We start from the raw sequence: 20894 nt of genomic DNA, 5'->3' as shown, positions 1-20894 counted from the left end.
TCAGCGTATAGTTCTATCTTGTTGTAAGTTCTGTGTATATTTCGATTAATTTTTCAGGCTCATAAATTTACCTCTATAGTTACGTTTACCGGTAATTTTCACGACATACGCTCCTTGCGAAAGTGGTTTGTAAATCTCCATTCTTTCACCAACAGAGTCAATTATATCTTTGGCTACCAAACGTCCTTGCAAATCATATACTTCGAGCCTGCTACCATTATCAATATCCTGTAATCCTGTCACATATATTGTTTGCTGGAAATACGAGACTGCTAATGGAGATTCTTCCGGAATAACATTGCCTGCGTCATTCGGCAACTCATTGAAGTATAGGACAAATCTATTTTTTAATCCGTTTTTAGGATTCTCGCCTGTAGCTGCGATAGTATATTCAAGCGACTCTTCAGGAAGCATTTCCTTTATGTCACCAGTCAATTTATCTTCGATCCAAATACGATCTATTGACTGCAATGTATTCATTCTATATGGAGTGATCTCAATTACCTGTTCACCAGTCTTAGGCGGCACAACGTACAATGCCAATTGTTTGATATCTGTAGGCAGTGCATTGATAGCAAGCGGTACCATATCGCCGTCAGTCGTTTTTGTATACAGCGCTCCTTCAAGATATGACACCTTGTCTTGTGCTGCTACTGAGCGGGCAAACATTTTATGTACATTTATATCTTTATATTCGGCGTCCGTCATCATTTTATCGCGGAACACAAGCGATATACGATCCTCAATACCAGTAGTCTTATTTACTGTACTGAATAACACTTCATCGACAGGAGTAGATAGAGAGGATTTTACAGATTTAGGTGTAGTAACATTCTTCCTTAAATCTGTAGGAGCGACATCAGCCTCTACCCGAGCTCTAAATTTCAAAAGGATAGGATCACTTGCTTCGACAGCAAAGACAGACAACGGTGGTGCATAGTAAACCGAAGGACTCGGCCCTGAAGGACCTATCCAACTAGTAGAGCCATCGTATTGTGCGATATATGCATTTATGTAGAACTTATAGGCATCACCCCACCAGCCCTGGTTTCCAATATGCTCAATATAAGAGTTATGGATAACCCAAAATTTAGATCGTATTTTATTTGCTCCATGAGTATTAGAAATTGTACCAGCGGGCAAATCAAAAGTATCACCTCCGTCACCTGGTGCAGTATTCAAAAGTGGCTCCAAATCTAATGGAAGCATATATGGATTTGCCACAAAGTTAAGTCCTTCATTCAATTGAACATCTATCCCTTGCGTAGAGCGTGTGAAATATTCTTTCAATGAATTTAGAGAAACAGCATTTGATGCAAACTGGGAATACCCCTCTTTATAATAAGAAACTGCAGGAGTATTATGATAATCAGCTAACAACTTACGCGAGAATTGGATTTCACCTTTTACCCGACCAAAAGGATTAATATTATTATTATTATCATAGATATCTTTAAAATCATGAGCAAAAGTCAACTCTTTAAGTATAACCGCAGTATTAGTGGGGTTTGGATTAAAATCGAGATAAGCATTATCAGCAACATTCACACCTGCTTCCATAGCCATAAAATAGCCACTACCTGCCTTCATTCTGAAGCGAGGATCTGTTATAGACAAACCCGGCAACCAAGTAGAAGATGTAGCACCGACCGACATTACAAAACTATAATACATATAGTCTAATGCCGTTTCTTTAAACGGAGAAGAGAATGGCGTCAAATGACGTTTATTCGCATCATTTCCCACATATATTGTTTTATTTATGTCCCAAACCTGAGACCCATCTTTAAATATACAATTATTCAGTTTTAGGTTATAGCGCATCCAACCAGCCGAAGACGCTCCCGCATTATCGGCATCAGATCCATTTACCTTATCGATAAACACCCTCGGAATATATAATTTTCGAGCTTCGTCTGCAGACATAGTAGCCACATGGTCCTCTGTATTATAAGAAGCCTCCACGGTGAAAGCTCCATAGCGATCAGCTCCTATCTTAGATGGATCACCGACCTCTATATTATCTACAGACATAGCCACAAACGGCCATACAACAACCTGCAAATTTTTAGTCATATCCACCTGTGTAGGAAGCGTATGTGGAGAAGTCAATTTCTGGGCAACACGTATAGTAGGAAAATTCAAATAATTATAACCATCGGCACTTTTTACCGCAGCTGTTCTGTCCCTATATATATACTGTGTCTTCTCCTCTCCCACAAAGCTAATAACACCTTGTTTAGTAGGAGTAGCCGTATTCACAAATAACTTATCCGGCGCAGAAGGATCTTTTGCAGCCATCGCATCAATAATATCCCCGGTCAATTCGGTTATACCATCCTGTTCAACGACAACCGTACCCGCAGCCGTACCAGACGAAGCATACTTCATCGATCCGTCTACATACATCACAGCCTGAGTGGCATTCACTGCATTATCACCTACAAACATTTTTCCTTCCGAATAAAACTTAACGGGTGTAGTCTTCATGTCCCCTGTAGATGGAGGAGGTAAAACTTGAGCATTAAGCACAAAAGGGAATAATAGGATAGTAGCGATTAGTAAAAATCGTAAATTCATTATTGTAGTTTTATCAAAGTTCGTCATTCTATTCAATATAAAAGCTTTCACTGCTGGTAACCTTTAAAATAAAAAATGTATTAAGTCGTTAATTATACCTCAAAACTTTTCACAGCACAAATATAGATATAAATCTATTTATAAAAAAGTTTTTTCTGAAATTTATGCATATGTTTAACTTTTGCATACTCAACATCAGACTTGCATATGATGTTTGCGCAATAAGTCATTGACCGTTTTAACAGGGTTGAATGTTTCTATCGGCACCTCCACGAAAATCGTGTTCCAATCCGACATTGCCCCATTCCACAGCCCTGGTAACTCAAGAGCTTTCAGCTCCCTGCCATTCTTCGATTTTATCGAAATAAAACCGGTATTAAGATCCACAAAATTTTTCAGATTGAAATGATTACCTCTGTAATCTTTTATTCCGCAAACCAAATCGACCGGGTTGAAGTGTGTACCATCAGCAAACATAGCCTTTTTCTCCGGATTGTTCATATCTATTTGCGAACTTTCCAGAATCTGAGGAGATATAGTTTCGTCTGTATCAACAGCCAGAAACGGACCACCTCCCGGTTCACCCACATTTTTCACCATTCCACATACGCGGCAAGGACGATCGAGTTTCTTTTTCAAATATAATACTAATTCGGAATCCTCCAACATTTTTGTGTCGGGATTTTTGACATTTAACACATTTTGCAAAAAATATAATATATCCAGCAATTGTTCATGCGTATATTTCCCGCCGTCCAACAGGTTGAGGTATTCCGATATTTTGGTCTGTGTATCAACCAGAACGCCGGCCAATATCTTTTTATACTTGGTCTCAACCGTTTTGTATTTATCAGGAACGACATTGTCTATATTCTTAATAAAGACAATATCCGAGTCCAAATCGTTCAGATTCTCTATCAATGCGCCATGCCCACCGGGACGGAAAAGCATTTTACCATTCTCTCTGAAAGGGTTGTTTTCGGCGTCGGCAGCAACCGTGTCGGTACTCGGTTTTTGCTCACTGAAAGACACATGGTACTTAACTCCGAGCTCATCTTCCAGAAAGGGCAATTTCTCACTTACCAGTGCCTCGAACAACGAGCGATGCTCGGGCGAGACTGTAAAGTGGATATTTATATCGTTTGTCGAGGTTTTAGTATACAAATAACCTTCTTTCAAATGCTCTTCGACCGGAGTGCGGGATGAAGCCTGATATTTATGAAATTTCAGCAATCCTTTGGGGAGGTTACCATAGTTCAATCCTTTTTCGGTGAGCAAATTCACCACTACCGCTTTGTAATTCCCTGACGAGAGCAAATCGGCAATATTCTTGCCTTCGTTTGCCAGACAAACGTCATCCAGGTCTTCGTAAAAAGCAAAATCTTGGATATTGTCAAAGAATTCTCTTTCAAAATCGGTTTCGGGAGTAGTATAAGAGGCATCGACAAATGCAAATAAATCTTTAAACATGCGGCTTGCCGCACCCGATGCCGGTACAAACTTCGTAACGGATTTCCCGCATCCCAGATAGTTATCCCATAAATCGAGATAAGCAGTTTCATCTTCCGGGGCAATGATTTTTATACCTCTTTCGACGGAAGCAGGAGCTACAATGTCAAGGTAAGGAAATCCCTGACGGAAACAATCTAACTGTTTGTACAACTCTTCTTCTGATATTCCCTTTTTCTGAAGAAGCAATTTATCTTCTTCCGTAAGATTTACATTTTCCATAAATCGTTTTTAAGAATTCATTGTGAATGGCAAAAATAATAAAAACTTTACAAATCAACGTAGTTTCTTGAAAAATTCCCATAAAACCAAGCCTCCCGCAATGGAAACATTGAGCGAATGCTTCGTGCCGAACTGGGGTATTTCGATGCAACAATCGCAGGCATCCACAACCGGCTGCTCCACGCCTTTCACCTCATTGCCCAGTATCACAGCATATTTTCTACTCTTATCAACGTCAAGCGTATCCAATGGAATACTGCCGGTAGCCTGCTCGATAGCACAAATGATATAGCCTTGCTTTTTCAGCTCGTCCAATGCGTGCAACGTATCGGGATAATAGCGCCAATCGACTGAATCCTCGGCTCCTAATGCGGTTTTATGTATCTCGGCATGAGGGGGTTGCGCTGTTATACCACACAGGCAAATGGATTCGATAAGGAAGGCATCGGCCGTGCGGAATACAGAACCTATATTATTGAGGCTGCGGACGTTATCTAATACGACAGTCAACGGGATTTTCCCGGTTTGCTTAAACTCATCGACAGAGATTCGTGCTAATTCGGTTATTTTTTTTACTCTCATTCTATTGTCAATCAATCAGTATTACACTGGCGTAATCTACCTGACCTTCAATCGGGGGATTACGCTTGGATAATTTTATTTCAACCTGCTCTACTTGAGGATAGGTTGTCTTTATGCTATTGATAATTCTTTTGGCAACATGTTCAATCAATTTGGAGGGAATAGCCATTTCTTTTTTGATAAGCTCGTATACCTCGGCATAATTGACAGTATCGGCTAAATCGTCATTTTCAGCCGCATAGCTTACATCTACTTTTATTTTCACATCTATTTTGAATGTATTGCCTACTACCCGCTCTTGGAGCATAACTCCATGATAGGCAAATAGTTCTATGTTTTCAAGCTGTATATAACTCTCCATTAAGCGCGTCTCCTTTTAAAATTCGTACAAATATGCGTATTCTGTTTCAAATATCGAAATCTCGCGGGGTTAAAATCTGAACAAGAAGGGGTAGAATTATAAATTAAAAGAAGTATTTTTGTAATGACTCGATTATATGGCTACAAGTTTATCTATATTTATTTATAAGTTGACGAGTGAACGAGTAGACGAGTAAACAAGTTGACAAGTAAACAAGTATACGAGTTGATAAGTTATAAGAAAGCGTTCTTATATAAAACTTGACATTTTTTTTACCACAAACATCGAAAAGAAGTAGAGAAGTGTTACTTTTTCCTGTCACTTCGAACGAAAGTGAGAAGTCTCTTTCTGATAAAGTGACGAGATGCTTCGTTTTACTCAGCATGACAAAGAGCATTAGCTATAATGAAAAAAGTAACTCGCCAAAAAACATCGAAAACAAGTAGAGAAGTGTTACTTTTTCCTGTCACTTCGAACGAAAGTGAGAAGTTTCTTCTTGATAAAGTGACGAGATGCTTCGTTTTACTCAGCATGACAAAAAGCATTTGTATAATAAAAAAAGTAACTCGCCAAAAAACATCGAAAACAAGTAGAGAAGTGTTACTTTTTCCTGTCACTTCGAACGAAAGTGAGAAGTCTCTTTCTGATAAATGTGACGAGATGTTTCGTTTTACTCTGCATGACAAAGAGCATTTGCTATAATGAAAAAAGTAACTCGCCCAAAAGCATCAAAAATGAATAGGGGTTTGTTACTTTTTGGGGAATATTAAAAAAATAAAACAAAAAATGAAAATACGCATTATATATATAGCACTTATCCTGCTGCTTCCGTTGGCGGTGCAGGGGCAAGCAACCGAACCGCTGAAAATAGGCGTTATCAGCGATACGCATTACCTATCCGAAAAGTTGATGGACGGAGGGTATGCTGTAGAAGATTATATGTACGCATCGGGGAGGATGATACAATATACGCCTGCCATCCTCGATTCGGTCATGCATTTTTATCTACATTCCAACTGGAAGCCGGATGTACTGCTCATCTGCGGCGACATAACCAAAGACGGCGAACGACAAAGCCATATTGACTTTGCAAAGAAGCTAAAACCACTACAGGAAGCAGGCACAAAAGTATTTGTCATTCCCGGCAATCACGACATCAACGTTCCCGATCCGATAGGCTATGTAGGCAATAGAACGTATCAAACGGAGAATACCTCGCCCGAAGAATTTGTACATATATATAATAGGTGTGGCTATGCCGACGCTTTCGATCGCGATACCGCTTCGCTCAGCTATGCAGCCGTCCTCGACGAACATACATGGCTGGTCGCCATCGACGCGGCACAATATAAACGCTACACGAACCGTACTTTATCCGAAGGCCGGATTTCGCAGGAGACAGAAAAATGGATCGTCAACATACTGGATGAAGCCAAGAGCAAGAATATTAGCGTGATAGGCATGATGCACTGGGGCATCACCGAACATTTTATGTATCAATCGGCGCTGATGAAAAACTACCTTGTCGACGATTATGGACGTTTGAGGCAATTATTCGCCGACAAAGGGATGCGGGTTATCTTTACCGGGCATTGCCATGCCAACGATATTACAACCTACCTCTCGCCCGAAGGTAATAAGTTGCACGATGTGGAAACGGCATCGCTGTCCTCCTACCCTTTTGCCTACCGTTTTGTTTACTACTATCCCGATCAGGCGAATGTTATGACTTTCAATATCAATTCTTTGCCGGAGAATCTCCGTTTGGTAGACGAAAGCAAAGGCAATCTGTTGCGGATAGGCAAACAGTTGGCTAAGAATAAGTTGAAAGCCTTATACATGACTTCGCCGAAGGAGACAGAGGATATTCTGACCGAATTTGCCGCTCAACTCTTTATCTTGCATATGGCAGGGGATGAGACTATTACCCCCGAATTGCAATCGTTAGCCGACGACCTGAACAAGATAAACAACCAGATGGGCGGGGATATATCCGACTTCGAACTGGATTTCTTCCCATCCGACAATAATACAGTTATCCAATTTTAACGTTATGCTCGAATTATCCCTATATCCCGAACTGATAGAAGCCGGTTGCGACGAAGCCGGACGAGGTTGTCTGGCAGGCCCTGTATTTGCGGCGGCCGTCATTTTACCGAAAGACTTTGAGAATGAACTGCTTACCGATTCGAAGCAATTGACCGAGAAACAGCGCTATGCTTTACGTCCGATTATTGAAGAAAAGGCGCTCGCATGGGCGGTAGGCATTGTAGACAATAACGAGATAGACAAAATAAACATCCTCAACGCCTCTTTTCTTGCCATGCACCGTGCAGTAGACCAACTGACAGTGCGCCCGCAACACTTGTTGATTGACGGGAACCGCTTTAAACCTTACGAAGGAATCAAACACACCTGCGTAGTCAAAGGCGACGGCAAATACCTGCCCATCGCAGCGGCATCTATCCTTGCCAAAACCTACCGGGATGACTTCATGGATAAGATAGGCGAAGAACATCCTCAATATCTCTGGAAACAGAATAAGGGTTATCCAACCAAGGCACATCGTCAGGCAATAGAGCAATACGGCGCTACATCCTATCACCGGATGAGCTTTAATCTGTTAGACAAGCAATTAACGTTGGATTTTTAGATGCCAAAAAGTGTTTGTGCATTTCGGGTAGTGATGGCTGCCACTTCTTCGGGCGATACGTCATACACTTCCGACAGTTTGGTTACAATATAAGGAATATAAGCAGGCTCGTTCCGTTTACCCCTGTAAGGGACAGGCGATAGGTAAGGCGCATCCGTCTCAAGTATGATGCGCGACAGGTCGACAACACTTTTCAGCACATCTGCCAGACCCGAGTTCTTGAAGGTAACCACCCCATTTACACCTATCATAAAGCTCTTTAAATCAACAACTTCCATAAGCTCATCGGCACTCCCGCCAAAGCTATGAAACACGCCTCTCAAGCTATCTTCACCTACAGCCTTAATGCTCGCAACTACCTCACGGACAGCCTCTCGCGAGTGAATCGACACCGGCAGGCCATATTCTACAGCCCATCGGAGCTGCTCCTCTAAGGCGGCTTTCTGTTCAGCCACACGCTCCTTGCTCCAATAGAAGTCCAGCCCTATCTCGCCCACACCCACATAAGAGCGCTCGGCGAACAATGGCTTTATAGCCGCCAGTTGCCGCTCCCAGTCCAGCTCTACACTGGTCGGGTGAAGCCCCATCATCGGGTAGGCAAAATCCGGGAAGCTTTCGACGAAAGCATGTAACAAGCCTACGGACTCCCCATCGACATTAGGCAGCAGCGCCTTAGCTACTCCGGCCTCGCGGGCACGAGCAACCATCTCGGCGGCATCGTCGTTGAACTCCTCCGCATAGATATGCGTGTGCGTATCAATCATCATCATACATGAAGTTCAATTGGATATTGCCCGGTTTCGGCTTCTCGCGTGGGATATCATCGGGAACTTCTTCCTCTCCCTCTTGCGGCTCTTTCTCCGAGCGCCTCAGGTAATAGATGATGCCGAAGTCCTTGCATCGCTCCAACTTCTCCTCCGACTCCAAGTCGGCAAAGAAAGCTTCTATCTGGTTCCACAGCGAGCAAAGCGCTTTGTCTATATCCTCGCGTTGTTGGCTCAATGTCTCCAGATGGCGGGCAGTAGTAGACTGGAAAGTCCTTTGAGTGAAGTACCCGTCCTTGAACTGCGAATAGGCAACATTCACACGGGCAATGGTCGGGTTATATATAGGTGCGCCTCCGTTCTGGATGCGCAGGTTTTCTCCTTTGATTATATCTTCGCCCCATGTCAGTAAAGCCTCATTGGTAGCGAGATCAGGCACCGCCTGACTATCTACCTCGAGGTTATAAAAAGAGCGAACATCTTTCTTGATTTCGCCTCTGGCAATGCATAGATTGAGTACCTGTATAAAGTGCGAGACATAGAGCCGCGCATTCTTCACCAGCTTCTGTAGCTTACGGTTCTCGGCAGCCTGTTTCTCCAAGCTCTGCTTATACATCAACTGGGCGTTTTCGAAGTTCCGAAGCATTGTTTCGAGGCTGATAACGTCGAACTTAATGATATTGGCATCACGAGAAGCAGACATTTTCTCTATCGCTGTTTTCAGCGACCTTATACGGGCATTATCAGTGTTGGGTAATCTTCGATAAGGCATTCCTTCTGAACTCGTTATTGGGTTAGTTAAACGTTTCTGTTAATTAAATCCTCAGCCAAAGCAAATAGGACCTCCTTGCGGTCATCACTCACCGACACTTTCCCAAGGCAGGCAACCGACTTATCGTAATATTCCCGAATCAATTCTTCCGATTTGGCTCTCAGTCCCAAGCGGTCGTATATCGCCGTAACGGCAGCTATCTTTTCGGCTTCGTCAAACTCTTTCTTCTCTATCCAGCTATATAACTCATCCTTAGCTGTAGGATCGGCCAAGGCGTTTATCAGCAAGAAAGTCTTCTTGTTGCAGAGGATGTCTCCGCCTGTCTTCTTGCCAAAGGTTTCGGGGTTGCCGTATACGTCCAGCAGGTCGTCTTTCAACTGGAAAGCCAATCCCATGTTAATCCCGAAGTCATATAGCAGTTTCATATCATCCTCGAAAGCGCCGGCAACCATCGCACCTTCTTTCAGCGCGCACCCAAGGAGTACAGCCGTTTTCAGGCGTATCATCTCCAAGTATTCGGGTATCGTCACATCCATGCGCTTTTCGAACTCCATATCGTATTGCTGACCGCAGCATATCTCGGATGCCGTGACAGAGAACAGATTCAATACCGGCTCCAGATAACGCCTGTCTACCTTGCATATTTCCTTGTAGGCCTCTATCAGCATGGCATCTCCCGAGAGGATAGCCGTATTGTCGCTCCACTTGACGTGTACAGTGGGCTTCCCGCGACGCTGGTCGGCTCTGTCCATCAAATCATCGTGCAGGAGCGTAAAGTTGTGGAATACTTCCACCCCCATCGCCACAGGAATTGCCGCAGCTATATTGTTCCGGTAGAGGTTGCACGCCATCAGGGCAAGTGCCGGACGGATACGCTTACCTCCTAAAGAGAGGATGTAATTTATAGGTTCGAACAAGGATGCGGGTTTCTGTGTAAATCGAATACCCTTTATCTGGGTATTGACGATATCAAGGATTTCCTCCAAGCTATATAATGGACTCATTTTCAACTTTCGATTATACTTTAAACATCACTCACAACCTATCAGATAGTCAAGAAGCCTTCCGACAACATATCCGTGTGAGTATCAAGACAAACAAAGGTAGTTCTTTTTTTAAAGAAATCAAATCTTTTTCGACTCCATAATTTGTATTATCTTTATGTGCTTAAACTAAAACCTAATATAGACAAAAATGACTCGTAAATTACTACTCTTATCAACAGTTGCATTGGCTCTATTCGCCTCATGCGACTCTACCCCGAAGGAAGTGAAGAAATCGGGCAATCCCGTTTTCGAAGGCTGGTATGCCGATCCCGAGGGTATCATCTTCGACGATGAATATTGGATTTATCCAACTTTCTCGGATGTATATGTCCGTGAGAAGCCCGACTCGGTTGTCCCTTATCCGGTAAAAGAGAACAATACAATCAACCCGGCTTATAACATCCAGACATTCATAGACGCTTTCTCTTCCAAAGACTTAGTGAACTGGACAAAGCATCCGAAAGTGCTTTCGGTCGAAAACGTTCCGTGGGTAGAGTATGCTATGTGGGCGCCTTCCATTATAGCAGCCAATGGCAAATACTATCTTTTCTTCGGAGGAAATGATATTCAGAACGATAATGAACATGGAGGAATCGGTGTGGCTGTGGCTGATAAACCGTCAGGGCCATTCAAAGATGCAATAGGCAAGCCACTTATCAACAAGATTGTGAATGGCGCGCAACCAATCGACCAGTTCGTATTCAAAGATAAAGACGGTACATTCTATATGTATTACGGCGGATGGGGACATTGCAACGTGTGTAAGCTATCTGCCGACCTCACATCGGTTGTTCCTTTCGACGATGGAGAGATGTTCAAGGAGGTTACTCCCGAGAACTATGTAGAAGGACCATTCATGTTCATCCGCGACGGCAAATACTACTTCATGTGGTCGGAAGGCGGATGGGGAGGCCCGGACTATTCGGTAGCCTATGCCATTGCCGACAGTCCTATGGGACCATTCAAACGCATCGGGAAAATCCTGCAACAAGATCCTGAAGTGGCTGTGGGTGCAGGACACCATTCGGTTATCCACGAACCAAAATCGGATAAATACTATATCGTCTATCACCGTCGACCGTTGACGGATACTCACTTCAACCACCGCGAGACGTGTATAGATGAAATGCATTTCGATGAGAACGGAAACATCCTTCCGGTTAAGATAACCTTCGAAGGGGTAGAAGAAAATAAATTACAGTAAATGAACAAAATAGCATTAATAACGGGAGCTACCGCCGGCATTGGCGAGGCCATCAGTATGCGTTTAGCCCAAGAGGGCTATAACCTGATAATCACCGGTCGCCGTCAGGAACGGTTAGACTCCCTGAAAGCCGAAATAGAAAAGCAGCATCGAACCAGCGTATTAACGCTGGCTTTCGATGTCCGCCAATATGACGAAGTGAAGGCTGCCTTAGGCAATCTTCCTTCCGAATGGGCAGCAATAGACGTATTGGTCAACAATGCAGGGTTAGCCGTCGGGCTGAATCCTATCCACCAAGGCGTTGTAGACGACTGGGAACGAATGATAGACACCAACGTCAAAGGGCTGTTGTATGTCACCCGTACCGTCTCTCCGGGAATGGTGGAACGCAAAAGCGGGCATATCATCAACATCGCATCCATTGCAGGGAAAGAGGTTTACCCAAGCGGGAATGTCTATTGCGCTACAAAACATGCTGTTGACGCTCTGAGCAAAGGCATGCGCATGGACTTGCTTCCTTTCGGCATACGCGTCACACAGGTCTGCCCGGGGGCGGTCGAAACAGAGTTCTCGATTGTCCGCTTCAAAGGCGACAAAGGCCGTGCCGACCAAGTATATCAAGGATTTACCCCTCTCGATGCCGAGAATATAGCCGATGCGGTATTCTATGCCGTTTCGCAGCCTCCGCATGTCGATGTGCAGGATATGCTCGTGATGCCTACGGCACAAGCCGCTGCAAGTATATTCCACAAAGAATAGCCTATGATTGATGTAGACGAGAAATACTACGATGCCGTAGACCTGCTGAAAAGGATGATCGCTATCCCCTCTTTCAGCCGCGAAGAAGACAAGGTTGCCCTACTGATAGAGGACTACATTCGTCAGAATAGTCATACGCCTCACCGTATAGGCAATAATGTCTGGGTGCAGTCGCCCGGCTTCGACACGGCTAAGCCGACTATCCTGCTCAATTCGCACATCGACACCGTAAAGGCTGTTGCAGGATGGACAAAAGAGCCTTTCGCCCCGTTGGAGGAGGAAGGCATCTTATACGGCTTGGGCAGCAACGATGCAGGTGCCAGCGTAGTTTCCTTGCTACATACCTTCTTCTTGCTCACCGAGAAGCCGCAGGATTATAACCTCATCTTTCTGGCTTCGTGCGAAGAAGAAGTCTCAGGCACAAACGGTGCCGAATTGGCGCTGACAAAGCTTCCGCCTATCACTTTCGGCATTGTAGGCGAACCCACAGGTATGCATCCTGCCGTTGCCGAGAAAGGATTGATGGTACTCGACTGCACCGTCAAAGGGCGCTCGGGGCACGCTGCCCGCAACGAAGGCGAGAATGCCATCTACAAGGCATTGAAAGACATCGAATGGTTCAGAACATTCGAGTTCCCCAAGAAAAGCCACTTGTTAGGCTCTGTAAAAATGAGCGTTACGATGATCAGCTCGGGCACTCAGCACAATGTCGTTCCCGACCGGTGCGAGTTTGTAGTCGATGTCCGCAGCAACGAGCTATACAGCAACGAGGAGCTTTTCCACCTGATAGACGAGATGACCGGCTGCGAGGTCAAGCCCCGTTCGTTCCGCCTCAACTCGTCGCGCATAGCGCTCGAAAATCCTTTCGTAGAAAGGGCTATCATTATTGGCAAAGAACCGTACGGCTCACCTACCTTGTCGGATCAGGCATTTATGAAATTCCCAAGCGTCAAGATAGGCCCGGGAGACTCGGCACGGTCGCACACTGCCGACGAATACATCAAGCTGGAAGAGATTCGCGAAGCAATCGAGCTGTACTACAAGCTACTCGACGGTCTGCGGCTTTGACTCGCTATCCTTATGATTTTGAAAATCAGCCTGAAGCAACAGTTCCTGCAATTCTGCTTCGGTATGCTCATGCCGATATAGCGGTACCGTTTCCGACACAGCCAACGATGGATCTAAGTCGTACATCTGCGCATCGGATGTTATATAATGCTTGATGATTTTATAGCAAAGTAGCACCAAAGACTGCATCGGCTTCTTCTCCACGTTCCGTATGACACGTTCTACAATCACATACAGGAAGTCACCCTTATTGTACTCTCCGTCCTTGAGCGAAGGGTAACGTGTAGAGAGGTCGACTATATTTCTGCGTTCCAAGTCGTGCACAATCAAGCCTACATAGCGGTCGGTATGGATGCCCAATTTGAAGCCGGCACGGATATCGAGGCGGAAAACCTTTTTCGGAACAAAGACTGTTGTCTCATACCCGAATTCATATGGTTCGTCCGTACGCTGAATATTGATAAACCAATAGGTATCAGCACGTTTTGGCATCTTCCGGAAGAGCGAATAAGTCACCTTCGTTTCTATATTGTCTTTTCGCTTGGCACTTGTCAGGTAAACGAGGTGCGTAGCCGTTTTAGGGATAGTAGCATCTTGGCTTATCTGGTCTATCTGACTAATATACTGCTCATTAATCTGGTCATATTGCGTAAAGCGCTTTTTGAGGTGTGTACCGTTATACCACGAGTACATGACGATAAACACCACTCCTCCGATAAGGATAGGTACAAACCCTCCATGTCCGAACTTCTGCATATTGGCAATGAAGAAGATAAACTCGATAGCGACAAAGAAGAGGGTCACAGGAATGCTGTACCAAAGCGGTTTCTTATTCTTGACAAAATACAGGAACAAGAGGATGGAAGTCATCATCATACTCAACGTAATAGCCAGTCCATAAGCTGCTTCCATGCGGATAGAGGTTTGCAATACCAAGATAACAAGGATACAAAGCACCATCAGCGAATAATTGACCGAAGGGATAAACAACTGCCCTTTCAGCATAGACGGGTATTTGATTTTGACATTCGGCCAGAGATTCATCGAAATAGCCTCGCTGATAACACTATACGAACCGCTGATAAGCGCCTGACTGGCAATGATAGCCGCCAGCGTAGCCATTACAATGCCGGCAATGAGAAACCACGACGGCATAATGGCATAGAAAGGATTCGTCCCGTGCGTTATCACCGCAGGGTTATTAATCACCCATGCCGCTTGCCCCAGATAGTTGATAATCAGGGCTACCTTGACGCCTGCCCATGCTACACGGATATTCTTCAGTCCGCAATGCCCCAAATCCGAGTACAAAGCTTCCGCCCCTGTGGTACAAAGGAAGATTGCCCCCATTATCACCAAGGCTTCGGGAACGTTCAACAGGAAGTGGATTGCATACCACGGATTAAAGGCTCTCAATACGCTGATATCCTGTATCAGTTGCGAGAACCCGACAACTGTCATCATCAGGAACCACAGTACCATAAAAGGCCCGAAGTATTTACCGATAGCCCCCGTACCGAAAGGTTGAAGCAGGAATATAAGGAGTACGATGACAATCGTTATCAGCATAACGGGAATATCAGGCACAAGAATATCGAGCCCTTCGATAGCAGATGTCACCGTCATGGCCGGCGTAATGACGCCGTCGGCAAGCAACATAGCCGCCCCTACGGCAGCGATGATATATGCCCAGCGATATTTACGCCTGATAAGTGCAAACAGGGACAATATGCCTCCCTCGCCTTTGTTATCGGCGCGCAGGGTGATAACGACATATTTGATGGTGGTCAGGATAGTCAACGTCCAGATGACACACGATACTGCCCCCAGTATATAATCGGGATTCGCCAGTTGCCCATCCGGGAGGGTATGGATAACAGCCCGCATCACATACAGCGGGGAAGTACCTATATCGCCGAAAACAATTCCTATTGCGAGTATAACACCGAGAGAGCCAAACGGTACACTATGTTTCTTTTCCATGAGAAATAGTATCTAATATTATTTAGAGTAATCCGGAAGATTCCTCATTATAAAATATGAAACATCGCGCACTTCAAAAGGTTCAACCGAAAGCAAAGAATGTTAAAAGAAATAAGGCATATTGCGCAACACCCAATAGAGAAGGATGATGCCGAGGATAAGGATTATAGCCTTTCTGCCGAAAAGAAGCCTACGTACTCGCGGGAATCGTTCCTTTCCACCCAGATACTCAAAATAGAATCCCACCAGCAGGTAAGGGATGGAAAATACAAAGAGGGGATTATACGATAGAGCCTGACCTATCTCGAGATGCAGGAGTGAATGAAAAGCCCGTTGCGTACCGCATCCGGGGCAATCCAATCCTGTGAAATAATGAAACGGACATTGCGGGAAGAATCCTTCCGTTGCAGGGTTGAAAAGATACAACAACGCTACCAACACAACGGCCACCAGCAGAAATAAGATTACGGGTATCCGCTTTTGCTTCGTCTGCTTCATCCTCGACTACACTTCCGAAGCTACAGCTGCAATAATCATGAAGGCATAGAACAAAACGGCAAGAAGTATCAAGCCCCCTGTTATCCCAAGTCCTATAAGCATCCACATTTTAGCATTCTTCGACGATTTTTCGGCAGTTTCGTAATCGCCCGAATAATAAGCGGATTCAACCTTAGAAGCATAGATAATTGCAATTATCCCGAATATTTGCGCACAAAAGACAGTCACCAATATCGATTCTATCAACCACGATTTGGGCATAGGGCGTACCTCCATGTTATTCCCTCTTTTGGGCGCCCCGTAGTTGCCATATACATTCGGACGGTACATACTCTGGTACTGTTGGTTATTGGTATTTTGCGCTGTCGTTGTCTGTTGTGTTTGTTGCGTCTGCTGCGCTGTTGTCTGAGCCGACGGGTTGAACAGGAACGAAAGCGCAGGAATTTTTCCGGCTTCCACCCAATTAGGAAGTCCCGAGAACCAAATCATCGTATCAGGAGTTATGCTCTTTGCCTTAAGTTCGTCTATCGAAAAAGGTCCTTGTTGTTGATTAGTCGTTTTGTCAATGAAAAAATATCCTATTGCACTCATAATTCAGTCATTCTAAATTAAATAAAATATATCGTTTTAATAGTTTCATACAAAAATAACAAAAAACAGATTACCTTTCACCTTTTTAGAGTTGAGGTATCACTTTATAGATAAAAAGAAATATTAAAAGAGATTTATTTAACCTATCAATTCCAATATTTATATTATTTTTGTTTTTCTATTACATTAAATGAGCAACAATAAGGTTTTTCAATAAAGACTATAGATGAGGAAATTCATATTTGCCCTGTTTGTTATATCCTTCATTCTGACAGGTTGTACGAGCGAATCAACAACCGTTATCCCGCCCAAGACCATTAAAACAGTCAGGTTTAATGTTGCACTTGCACCCTCTGTCAGCAATGTATCGTCCACCCTTGTAACCGAATCGAAGATGACTTTCGACGAAGTTCCCGTTGGCACTTATATCCAATATGTCATATACAAAGAAGACGGAAGCATTCAACTGGCCGGATATATCCCTTTAGCTGATGACATTTCGGGCTCTATCACATTCGAGGAAGAGTTGCCTGTGGGAACGCTTCACGCCGTACTGATCAAAGCTGAAAAGACATCGGACAGAACACCCGTATTGACGCCCGCGAATTACGATACCGACTACTGTATAGGTAATAACTCGGCCACCCGGATAAACAACAATCTCAATATTTTCTTCGATTCATTCACCTACAACGTGAAAGGTTGCGGGGCATGCAACGATGAAGTAGATATAGTCAGCGCCGAATTGCAGCCGATGTGGTCGGAAGTAAACATGGAGATAGTTGCCAATGATCCGTATATCATATCCAGCGAAGTGACCGACATCGTTCTCGAAGTAGAACCGTATCATTACGGTTTTGCCGTGACTGATGGAGTAGCATCCCGGGAAATAGCTTCATCCGCGTCCGACCTATCCTTAGCTCCCGCTGAAAGCAGGATGTCGATAGAGGAATTTTACGCAGGAAGCAGGATGTTAACCTGTCCTATTGCAGCTTCAGCCGGAACCGCTATTCGCCTGTCATTCTACCAAAACATAGAGAATGAGATGAGGCTATTAAGAAGAGACGATCTCTACAAAGGGGCAACCGAGACCAATCAGGTGTATACGTTCAAACATCCGTTATTAGGCGACGGCCCTATAGACAACCCGGACAATCCCAATACAGGCGAAAGACCCTGAATTGTCAGATACTGATACCTTATAATTTGCAAAGGTTATTTGGTTCAATTACCTTTGTCATCAGTATGAATAAGGCCATTCTCCGATTAGCAATCCCCAATATTATATCTAATATAACCGTCCCGTTATTAGGTCTGGTCGATATGTCCGTAGTTGGCCACCTCGACGATGCTGCTTATATCGGGGCTATTGCCGTAGGGACAACCATCTTCAACTTCATCTACTGGAACTTCTCCTTCCTGCGAATGGGGACAAGCGGCTTTACTGCCCAATCCTTTGGCGCAGAAGACACACGCGAACAAGCCAATATCCTGCAACGTTCCCTTTTCGTAGCTTTCATCGGCGGACTGTTTATCATCGCCCTGCAATCCCTGATTTTGCAACTGGGCTTCTATATCTTTCCGACAGGCAACACAACACACAGCTACGTATCGGACTATTTCCGCATCTATGTGTGGGCAGCACCGGCAGTCTTGGGCATGTACGCCTTCAATGGCTGGTTTGTGGGGATGCAGGATGCCAAAACACCGATGTTTATCGCTATCGGTATCAATATCATCAACATCGCTTTATGCTTGTTCTTCGTCTTCGTCCTGAAAATGAATATCGAAGGCGTCGCGTTGGCATCACTTTGCGCACAATATACGGGAATCGTCACGGCAGCCTTTATCTGGCTGCACAAATACGGCTACATGAAGCAATTGCTGCATTGGTCGGTATTGAAGGATGTCCGCTCCTATATCCCTTTCTTCAAAGTCAATTCCAATATCTTTATCCGCACACTGGCACTGGTCTTTGTCACCACATTCTTCGTTTCGGCCTCCACCCGCGAAGGGGATGATATTCTGGCTGTGAATGCCCTCATCATGCAACTATTCACATTCTTTTCGTATATGATGGACGGCTTTGCCTACTCTGCCGAAGCCCTCACCGGAAGGTTTGTAGGTGCAAGGACAAAAGAACTGTTAGGCAAGCTGATAAAGAACCTTTTTGCTTGGGGCATCGGGATAGTCGCCTTGTTTACGATCGCCTACGCCCTGTTTTTCGAACAAATACTGTCCATCATTACGGACAAGAAAGACATTGTAGCACTCGCCATGGATTATAGACTCTGGGCGTTATTGATACCCATTACCGGATTTTCGGCTTTCTTATGGGACGGCATATTTGTCGGGGCTACCGCCTCGCGGCAGATGCGCAATTCGATGCTGGTGGCTGCCACCACTTTCTTCCTGCTCTACTTTGGATGCAAGTTCTTACTTCCCGATTTCTTCGATGCCTATGCCAATAATGTCCTTTGGACAGCCTTCCTGACCTATCTGGGGATACGGGGCATCATGCAGGCATTCATGGCTCCTTCGGTGCTACGGAAAAGCTGATTACAACAAGAGTATTCAAAAAAAGTAACAAACCTCTACTTATTTTCGATGTTTTTTATTGAGTTACTTTTTCTCCGTGTAACTGATGCTTCTTGTCATGCTGTGTGAAACGAAGCATCTCGTCACTTTATCGAAATGAGACTTCTCACCTCCGTTCGAAGTGACAGGAAAAAGTAACACTTCTCTACTTGTTTTCGATGTTTTTTGGCGAGTTACTTTTTCTCAGTGTAACTGATGCTTCTTGTCATGCTGAGTGAAACGAAGCATCTCGTCGCTTTATCGAAAAGAGACTTCTCACCTTCGTCCGAAGTGACAGAAAAAGTAACACTTCTCTACTTCTTTTCGATGTTTTTTGGCGAGTTACTTTTTTCATTATGGCTAATGCTCTTTGTCATGCTGAGTAAAACGAAGCATCTCGTCACTTTATCGAAAAGAGACTTCTCACCTTCGTTCGAAGTGACAGAAAAAAGTAACACAAGTATATTCATTTTTGTTATTTTTCATCGAGTTACTTTTTCTCGTAACTTGTATACTTGTCTACTCGTCTACTCGTCTACTTATAAATAAATATAGATAAACTTGCAATCATATGCTCAAAACCGATTCACATTATTTAAGGAAAAAGGCTATCTTTACGACCTTAACAATTAAAAAAACACAACCTATTATGATGAAACTAAGAAATTTCTTTTTTGTATTAGCAGTTACTGTCTTTGGAAGCAGCCTCGTATCTTGTAGTGATGATGACGGCGAGAACAGATTCAATGCCCCATTCGAAATCGAGTTAACGGTTCAGACAAATGCCACGTATCGTGGAACTGAACTCGAAATTTTCGGCTCCGAAATAACAGTTGATTGGGGCGACGGCAGTGATTTAAACACCTACCTTTCAAGCAGTGGACTTTCATGGAGTAAATTTGAGCATCAGTATCCGGTATCGACAGGGACAAAAGAATATACTGTAAAGATCAACGGAAAAGGATTATTTGATTTTAGAATCAAGCCCGATCCCGCAAATTCGAACGTATTGGCCAGCATCGTTAAATTCGTAGATTTCAAGCAGTGTCCTACCCTACATTCGGTCGAATTGCTTGGTGTAGAAGATATGGAAAGCAGTGATATTAATCATGCTAAATTGCCTGAATTAGAGCAATTGATTCTAAATGCAACAACCTTCACAGCAATAGATTACACTTCTTTCGCCAAGTTCAGATTGAAAAGTATAATATTGCAGAATAATCAGCTATTGAGTAACATAAAATTGCCGGCCGATACCAAAACTATATCGATAGACAATTGCCCTCTATTGACAAGCAATGCCGTTAATTACAAAAATTATAAGGAACTCGAAGTTGTTTATCTCAACAGTTGCAATTGGACTTCTCTTGATTTACAGTCTAATCTCAAACTAACTAATTTGGTTATATATAATAGTGATATAGAAACTATCAACATCAGTAAGCAAAGTAAGTTAGAGAATCTATATGTCACAGACAGCAGCTTGAAAGAATTCCTTTTAGGGACAAATATCTATGAAGAGTTGGATTATATTTATCTTGAAAACAACCAAATAGAGAAAGAAGAATTTAACGCATTGTTTAATCGATTGCCATCCGTAACCCGGGAAGAGGCATACGATTACATTCTATACATATACGGCAACCCGGGGACTGACAGCTGCAACAAAGAAATAGCAGAGGGTAAAGGCTGGAGAGTTCAGACAACACCTTGGTAAAATCACCA

18 protein-coding genes are annotated in these 20894 nt (G+C 43.9%); 8 read left to right on the top strand and 10 right to left on the bottom strand.

The window, feature by feature from the left end:
• Positions 1–45 precede the first annotated feature (45 nt).
• From D0T66_RS04085 to folB, 4 genes are all read right to left on the bottom strand, one after another.
• Entirely contained in the window at positions 46–2631 is a 2586-nt protein-coding gene (locus tag D0T66_RS04085) for a hypothetical protein (RefSeq protein ID WP_163355884.1), read from the bottom strand.
• 144 nt (positions 2632–2775) lie between these two features.
• Complete coding sequence (locus D0T66_RS04080) at positions 2776–4311, bottom strand: DUF4301 family protein (protein ID WP_163355882.1); 1536 nt, start codon at positions 4309–4311, stop codon at positions 2776–2778.
• A 54-nt stretch (positions 4312–4365) separates the two neighbouring features.
• Positions 4366–4893 (bottom strand): RNA methyltransferase, encoded by a 528-nt coding sequence (locus D0T66_RS04075; RefSeq protein ID WP_163355880.1) that lies wholly within the window; start codon positions 4891–4893, stop codon positions 4366–4368.
• Positions 4894–4900: 7 nt separating this feature from the next.
• A complete protein-coding gene (gene folB / locus D0T66_RS04070; RefSeq protein WP_163355878.1) occupies positions 4901–5254 on the bottom strand; it encodes a dihydroneopterin aldolase in 354 nt (117 codons plus the stop codon).
• Between the two features lie 786 nt (positions 5255–6040).
• Between folB and D0T66_RS04065 the strand changes: the two genes are divergently transcribed.
• Complete coding sequence (locus D0T66_RS04065; protein WP_163355876.1) at positions 6041–7303, top strand: metallophosphoesterase; 1263 nt, start codon at positions 6041–6043, stop codon at positions 7301–7303.
• A 4-nt stretch (positions 7304–7307) separates the two neighbouring features.
• The gene (locus tag D0T66_RS04060) at positions 7308–7907 is read left to right on the top strand and encodes a ribonuclease HII (protein WP_163355874.1); all 600 of its coding nucleotides are present in this window, start codon (positions 7308–7310) and stop codon (positions 7905–7907) included.
• On the opposite strand, the gene D0T66_RS04055 is transcribed toward D0T66_RS04060, so the two are convergent.
• Genes D0T66_RS04055 through D0T66_RS04045 form a run of 3 tightly spaced genes read right to left on the bottom strand, consistent with a single transcriptional unit; the run spans position 7904 to position 10447 of the window.
• A complete protein-coding gene (locus D0T66_RS04055; protein ID WP_163355872.1) occupies positions 7904–8677 on the bottom strand; it encodes a TatD family hydrolase in 774 nt (257 codons plus the stop codon). The two genes, D0T66_RS04060 and D0T66_RS04055, sit on opposite strands and share 4 nt — an antisense overlap.
• The gene (locus tag D0T66_RS04050; protein ID WP_185154815.1) at positions 8664–9443 is read right to left on the bottom strand and encodes a hypothetical protein; all 780 of its coding nucleotides are present in this window, start codon (positions 9441–9443) and stop codon (positions 8664–8666) included. The genes D0T66_RS04055 and D0T66_RS04050 overlap by 14 nt, the downstream gene beginning before the upstream one ends.
• Before the next feature lie 26 nt (positions 9444–9469).
• A complete protein-coding gene (locus tag D0T66_RS04045; protein WP_163355855.1) occupies positions 9470–10447 on the bottom strand; it encodes a polyprenyl synthetase family protein in 978 nt (325 codons plus the stop codon).
• Positions 10448–10637: 190 nt separating this feature from the next.
• On the opposite strand from D0T66_RS04045, the gene D0T66_RS04040 reads away from it, so the two are divergent.
• Genes D0T66_RS04040 through D0T66_RS04030 form a run of 3 tightly spaced genes read left to right on the top strand, consistent with a single transcriptional unit; the run spans position 10638 to position 13520 of the window.
• Positions 10638–11693 (top strand): glycoside hydrolase family 43 protein, encoded by a 1056-nt coding sequence (locus D0T66_RS04040; protein ID WP_163355853.1) that lies wholly within the window; start codon positions 10638–10640, stop codon positions 11691–11693.
• Positions 11694–12452: an SDR family oxidoreductase gene (locus D0T66_RS04035; protein WP_163355851.1), complete on the top strand. Its 759-nt coding sequence runs from the start codon at positions 11694–11696 to the stop codon at positions 12450–12452.
• Between the two features lie 3 nt (positions 12453–12455).
• A complete protein-coding gene (locus D0T66_RS04030; RefSeq protein WP_163355849.1) occupies positions 12456–13520 on the top strand; it encodes a M20 family metallo-hydrolase in 1065 nt (354 codons plus the stop codon).
• Here D0T66_RS04030 and D0T66_RS04025 read toward each other — a convergent pair.
• The 3 genes from D0T66_RS04025 to D0T66_RS04015 all read right to left on the bottom strand — a co-directional run bounded on the left by D0T66_RS04025 (position 13497) and on the right by D0T66_RS04015 (position 16592).
• Positions 13497–15503 (bottom strand): KUP/HAK/KT family potassium transporter, encoded by a 2007-nt coding sequence (locus D0T66_RS04025; protein ID WP_163355847.1) that lies wholly within the window; start codon positions 15501–15503, stop codon positions 13497–13499. The genes D0T66_RS04030 and D0T66_RS04025 overlap by 24 nt on opposite strands.
• Before the next feature lie 102 nt (positions 15504–15605).
• Positions 15606–16001: a DUF2752 domain-containing protein gene (locus D0T66_RS04020; RefSeq protein ID WP_163355845.1), complete on the bottom strand. Its 396-nt coding sequence runs from the start codon at positions 15999–16001 to the stop codon at positions 15606–15608.
• Between the two features lie 6 nt (positions 16002–16007).
• Positions 16008–16592: a CD225/dispanin family protein gene (locus tag D0T66_RS04015; RefSeq protein ID WP_163355843.1), complete on the bottom strand. Its 585-nt coding sequence runs from the start codon at positions 16590–16592 to the stop codon at positions 16008–16010.
• Positions 16593–16818: 226 nt separating this feature from the next.
• On the opposite strand from D0T66_RS04015, the gene D0T66_RS04010 reads away from it, so the two are divergent.
• From D0T66_RS04010 to D0T66_RS04000, 3 genes are all read left to right on the top strand, one after another.
• Entirely contained in the window at positions 16819–17772 is a 954-nt protein-coding gene (locus D0T66_RS04010) for a hypothetical protein (protein ID WP_163355836.1), read from the top strand.
• Between the two features lie 65 nt (positions 17773–17837).
• Positions 17838–19151 carry an MATE family efflux transporter gene (locus D0T66_RS04005; protein ID WP_163355834.1) on the top strand — a complete coding sequence of 438 codons (1314 nt, stop codon included), beginning with the start codon at positions 17838–17840 and terminating at the stop codon, positions 19149–19151.
• 667 nt (positions 19152–19818) lie between these two features.
• Positions 19819–20886 carry a hypothetical protein gene (locus D0T66_RS04000; protein WP_163355832.1) on the top strand — a complete coding sequence of 356 codons (1068 nt, stop codon included), beginning with the start codon at positions 19819–19821 and terminating at the stop codon, positions 20884–20886.
• Positions 20887–20894 lie beyond the last annotated feature (8 nt).

Origin of the sequence: Dysgonomonas sp. 25, assembly GCF_010501075.1 — a bacterium.
Taxonomy (GTDB): Bacteria; Bacteroidota; Bacteroidia; order Bacteroidales; family Dysgonomonadaceae; genus Dysgonomonas.
This window is presented reverse-complemented; position numbering and strand designations above follow the sequence as displayed.

Bases quoted from the DNA above. Each gene is read 5' to 3' on its own strand.
- D0T66_RS04080 (WP_163355882.1), bottom strand. From the start codon at position 4,311: ATGGAAAATGTAAATCTTACGGAAGAAGATAAATTGCTTCTTCAGAAA.
- D0T66_RS04075 (WP_163355880.1), bottom strand. From the start codon at position 4,893: ATGAGAGTAAAAAAAATAACCGAATTAGCACGAATCTCTGTCGATGAG.
- folB (WP_163355878.1), bottom strand. From the start codon at position 5,254: ATGGAGAGTTATATACAGCTTGAAAACATAGAACTATTTGCCTATCAT.
- D0T66_RS04065 (WP_163355876.1), top strand. From the start codon at position 6,041: ATGAAAATACGCATTATATATATAGCACTTATCCTGCTGCTTCCGTTG.
- D0T66_RS04060 (WP_163355874.1), top strand. From the start codon at position 7,308: ATGCTCGAATTATCCCTATATCCCGAACTGATAGAAGCCGGTTGCGAC.
- D0T66_RS04055 (WP_163355872.1), bottom strand. From the start codon at position 8,677: ATGATGATGATTGATACGCACACGCATATCTATGCGGAGGAGTTCAAC.
- D0T66_RS04050 (WP_185154815.1), bottom strand. From the start codon at position 9,443: ATGCCTTATCGAAGATTACCCAACACTGATAATGCCCGTATAAGGTCG.
- D0T66_RS04045 (WP_163355855.1), bottom strand. From the start codon at position 10,447: ATGAGTCCATTATATAGCTTGGAGGAAATCCTTGATATCGTCAATACC.
- D0T66_RS04040 (WP_163355853.1), top strand. From the start codon at position 10,638: ATGACTCGTAAATTACTACTCTTATCAACAGTTGCATTGGCTCTATTC.
- D0T66_RS04035 (WP_163355851.1), top strand. From the start codon at position 11,694: ATGAACAAAATAGCATTAATAACGGGAGCTACCGCCGGCATTGGCGAG.
- D0T66_RS04030 (WP_163355849.1), top strand. From the start codon at position 12,456: ATGATTGATGTAGACGAGAAATACTACGATGCCGTAGACCTGCTGAAA.
- D0T66_RS04025 (WP_163355847.1), bottom strand. From the start codon at position 15,503: ATGGAAAAGAAACATAGTGTACCGTTTGGCTCTCTCGGTGTTATACTC.
- D0T66_RS04020 (WP_163355845.1), bottom strand. From the start codon at position 16,001: ATGAAGCAGACGAAGCAAAAGCGGATACCCGTAATCTTATTTCTGCTG.
- D0T66_RS04015 (WP_163355843.1), bottom strand. From the start codon at position 16,592: ATGAGTGCAATAGGATATTTTTTCATTGACAAAACGACTAATCAACAA.
- D0T66_RS04010 (WP_163355836.1), top strand. From the start codon at position 16,819: ATGAGGAAATTCATATTTGCCCTGTTTGTTATATCCTTCATTCTGACA.
- D0T66_RS04005 (WP_163355834.1), top strand. From the start codon at position 17,838: ATGAATAAGGCCATTCTCCGATTAGCAATCCCCAATATTATATCTAAT.
- D0T66_RS04000 (WP_163355832.1), top strand. From the start codon at position 19,819: ATGATGAAACTAAGAAATTTCTTTTTTGTATTAGCAGTTACTGTCTTT.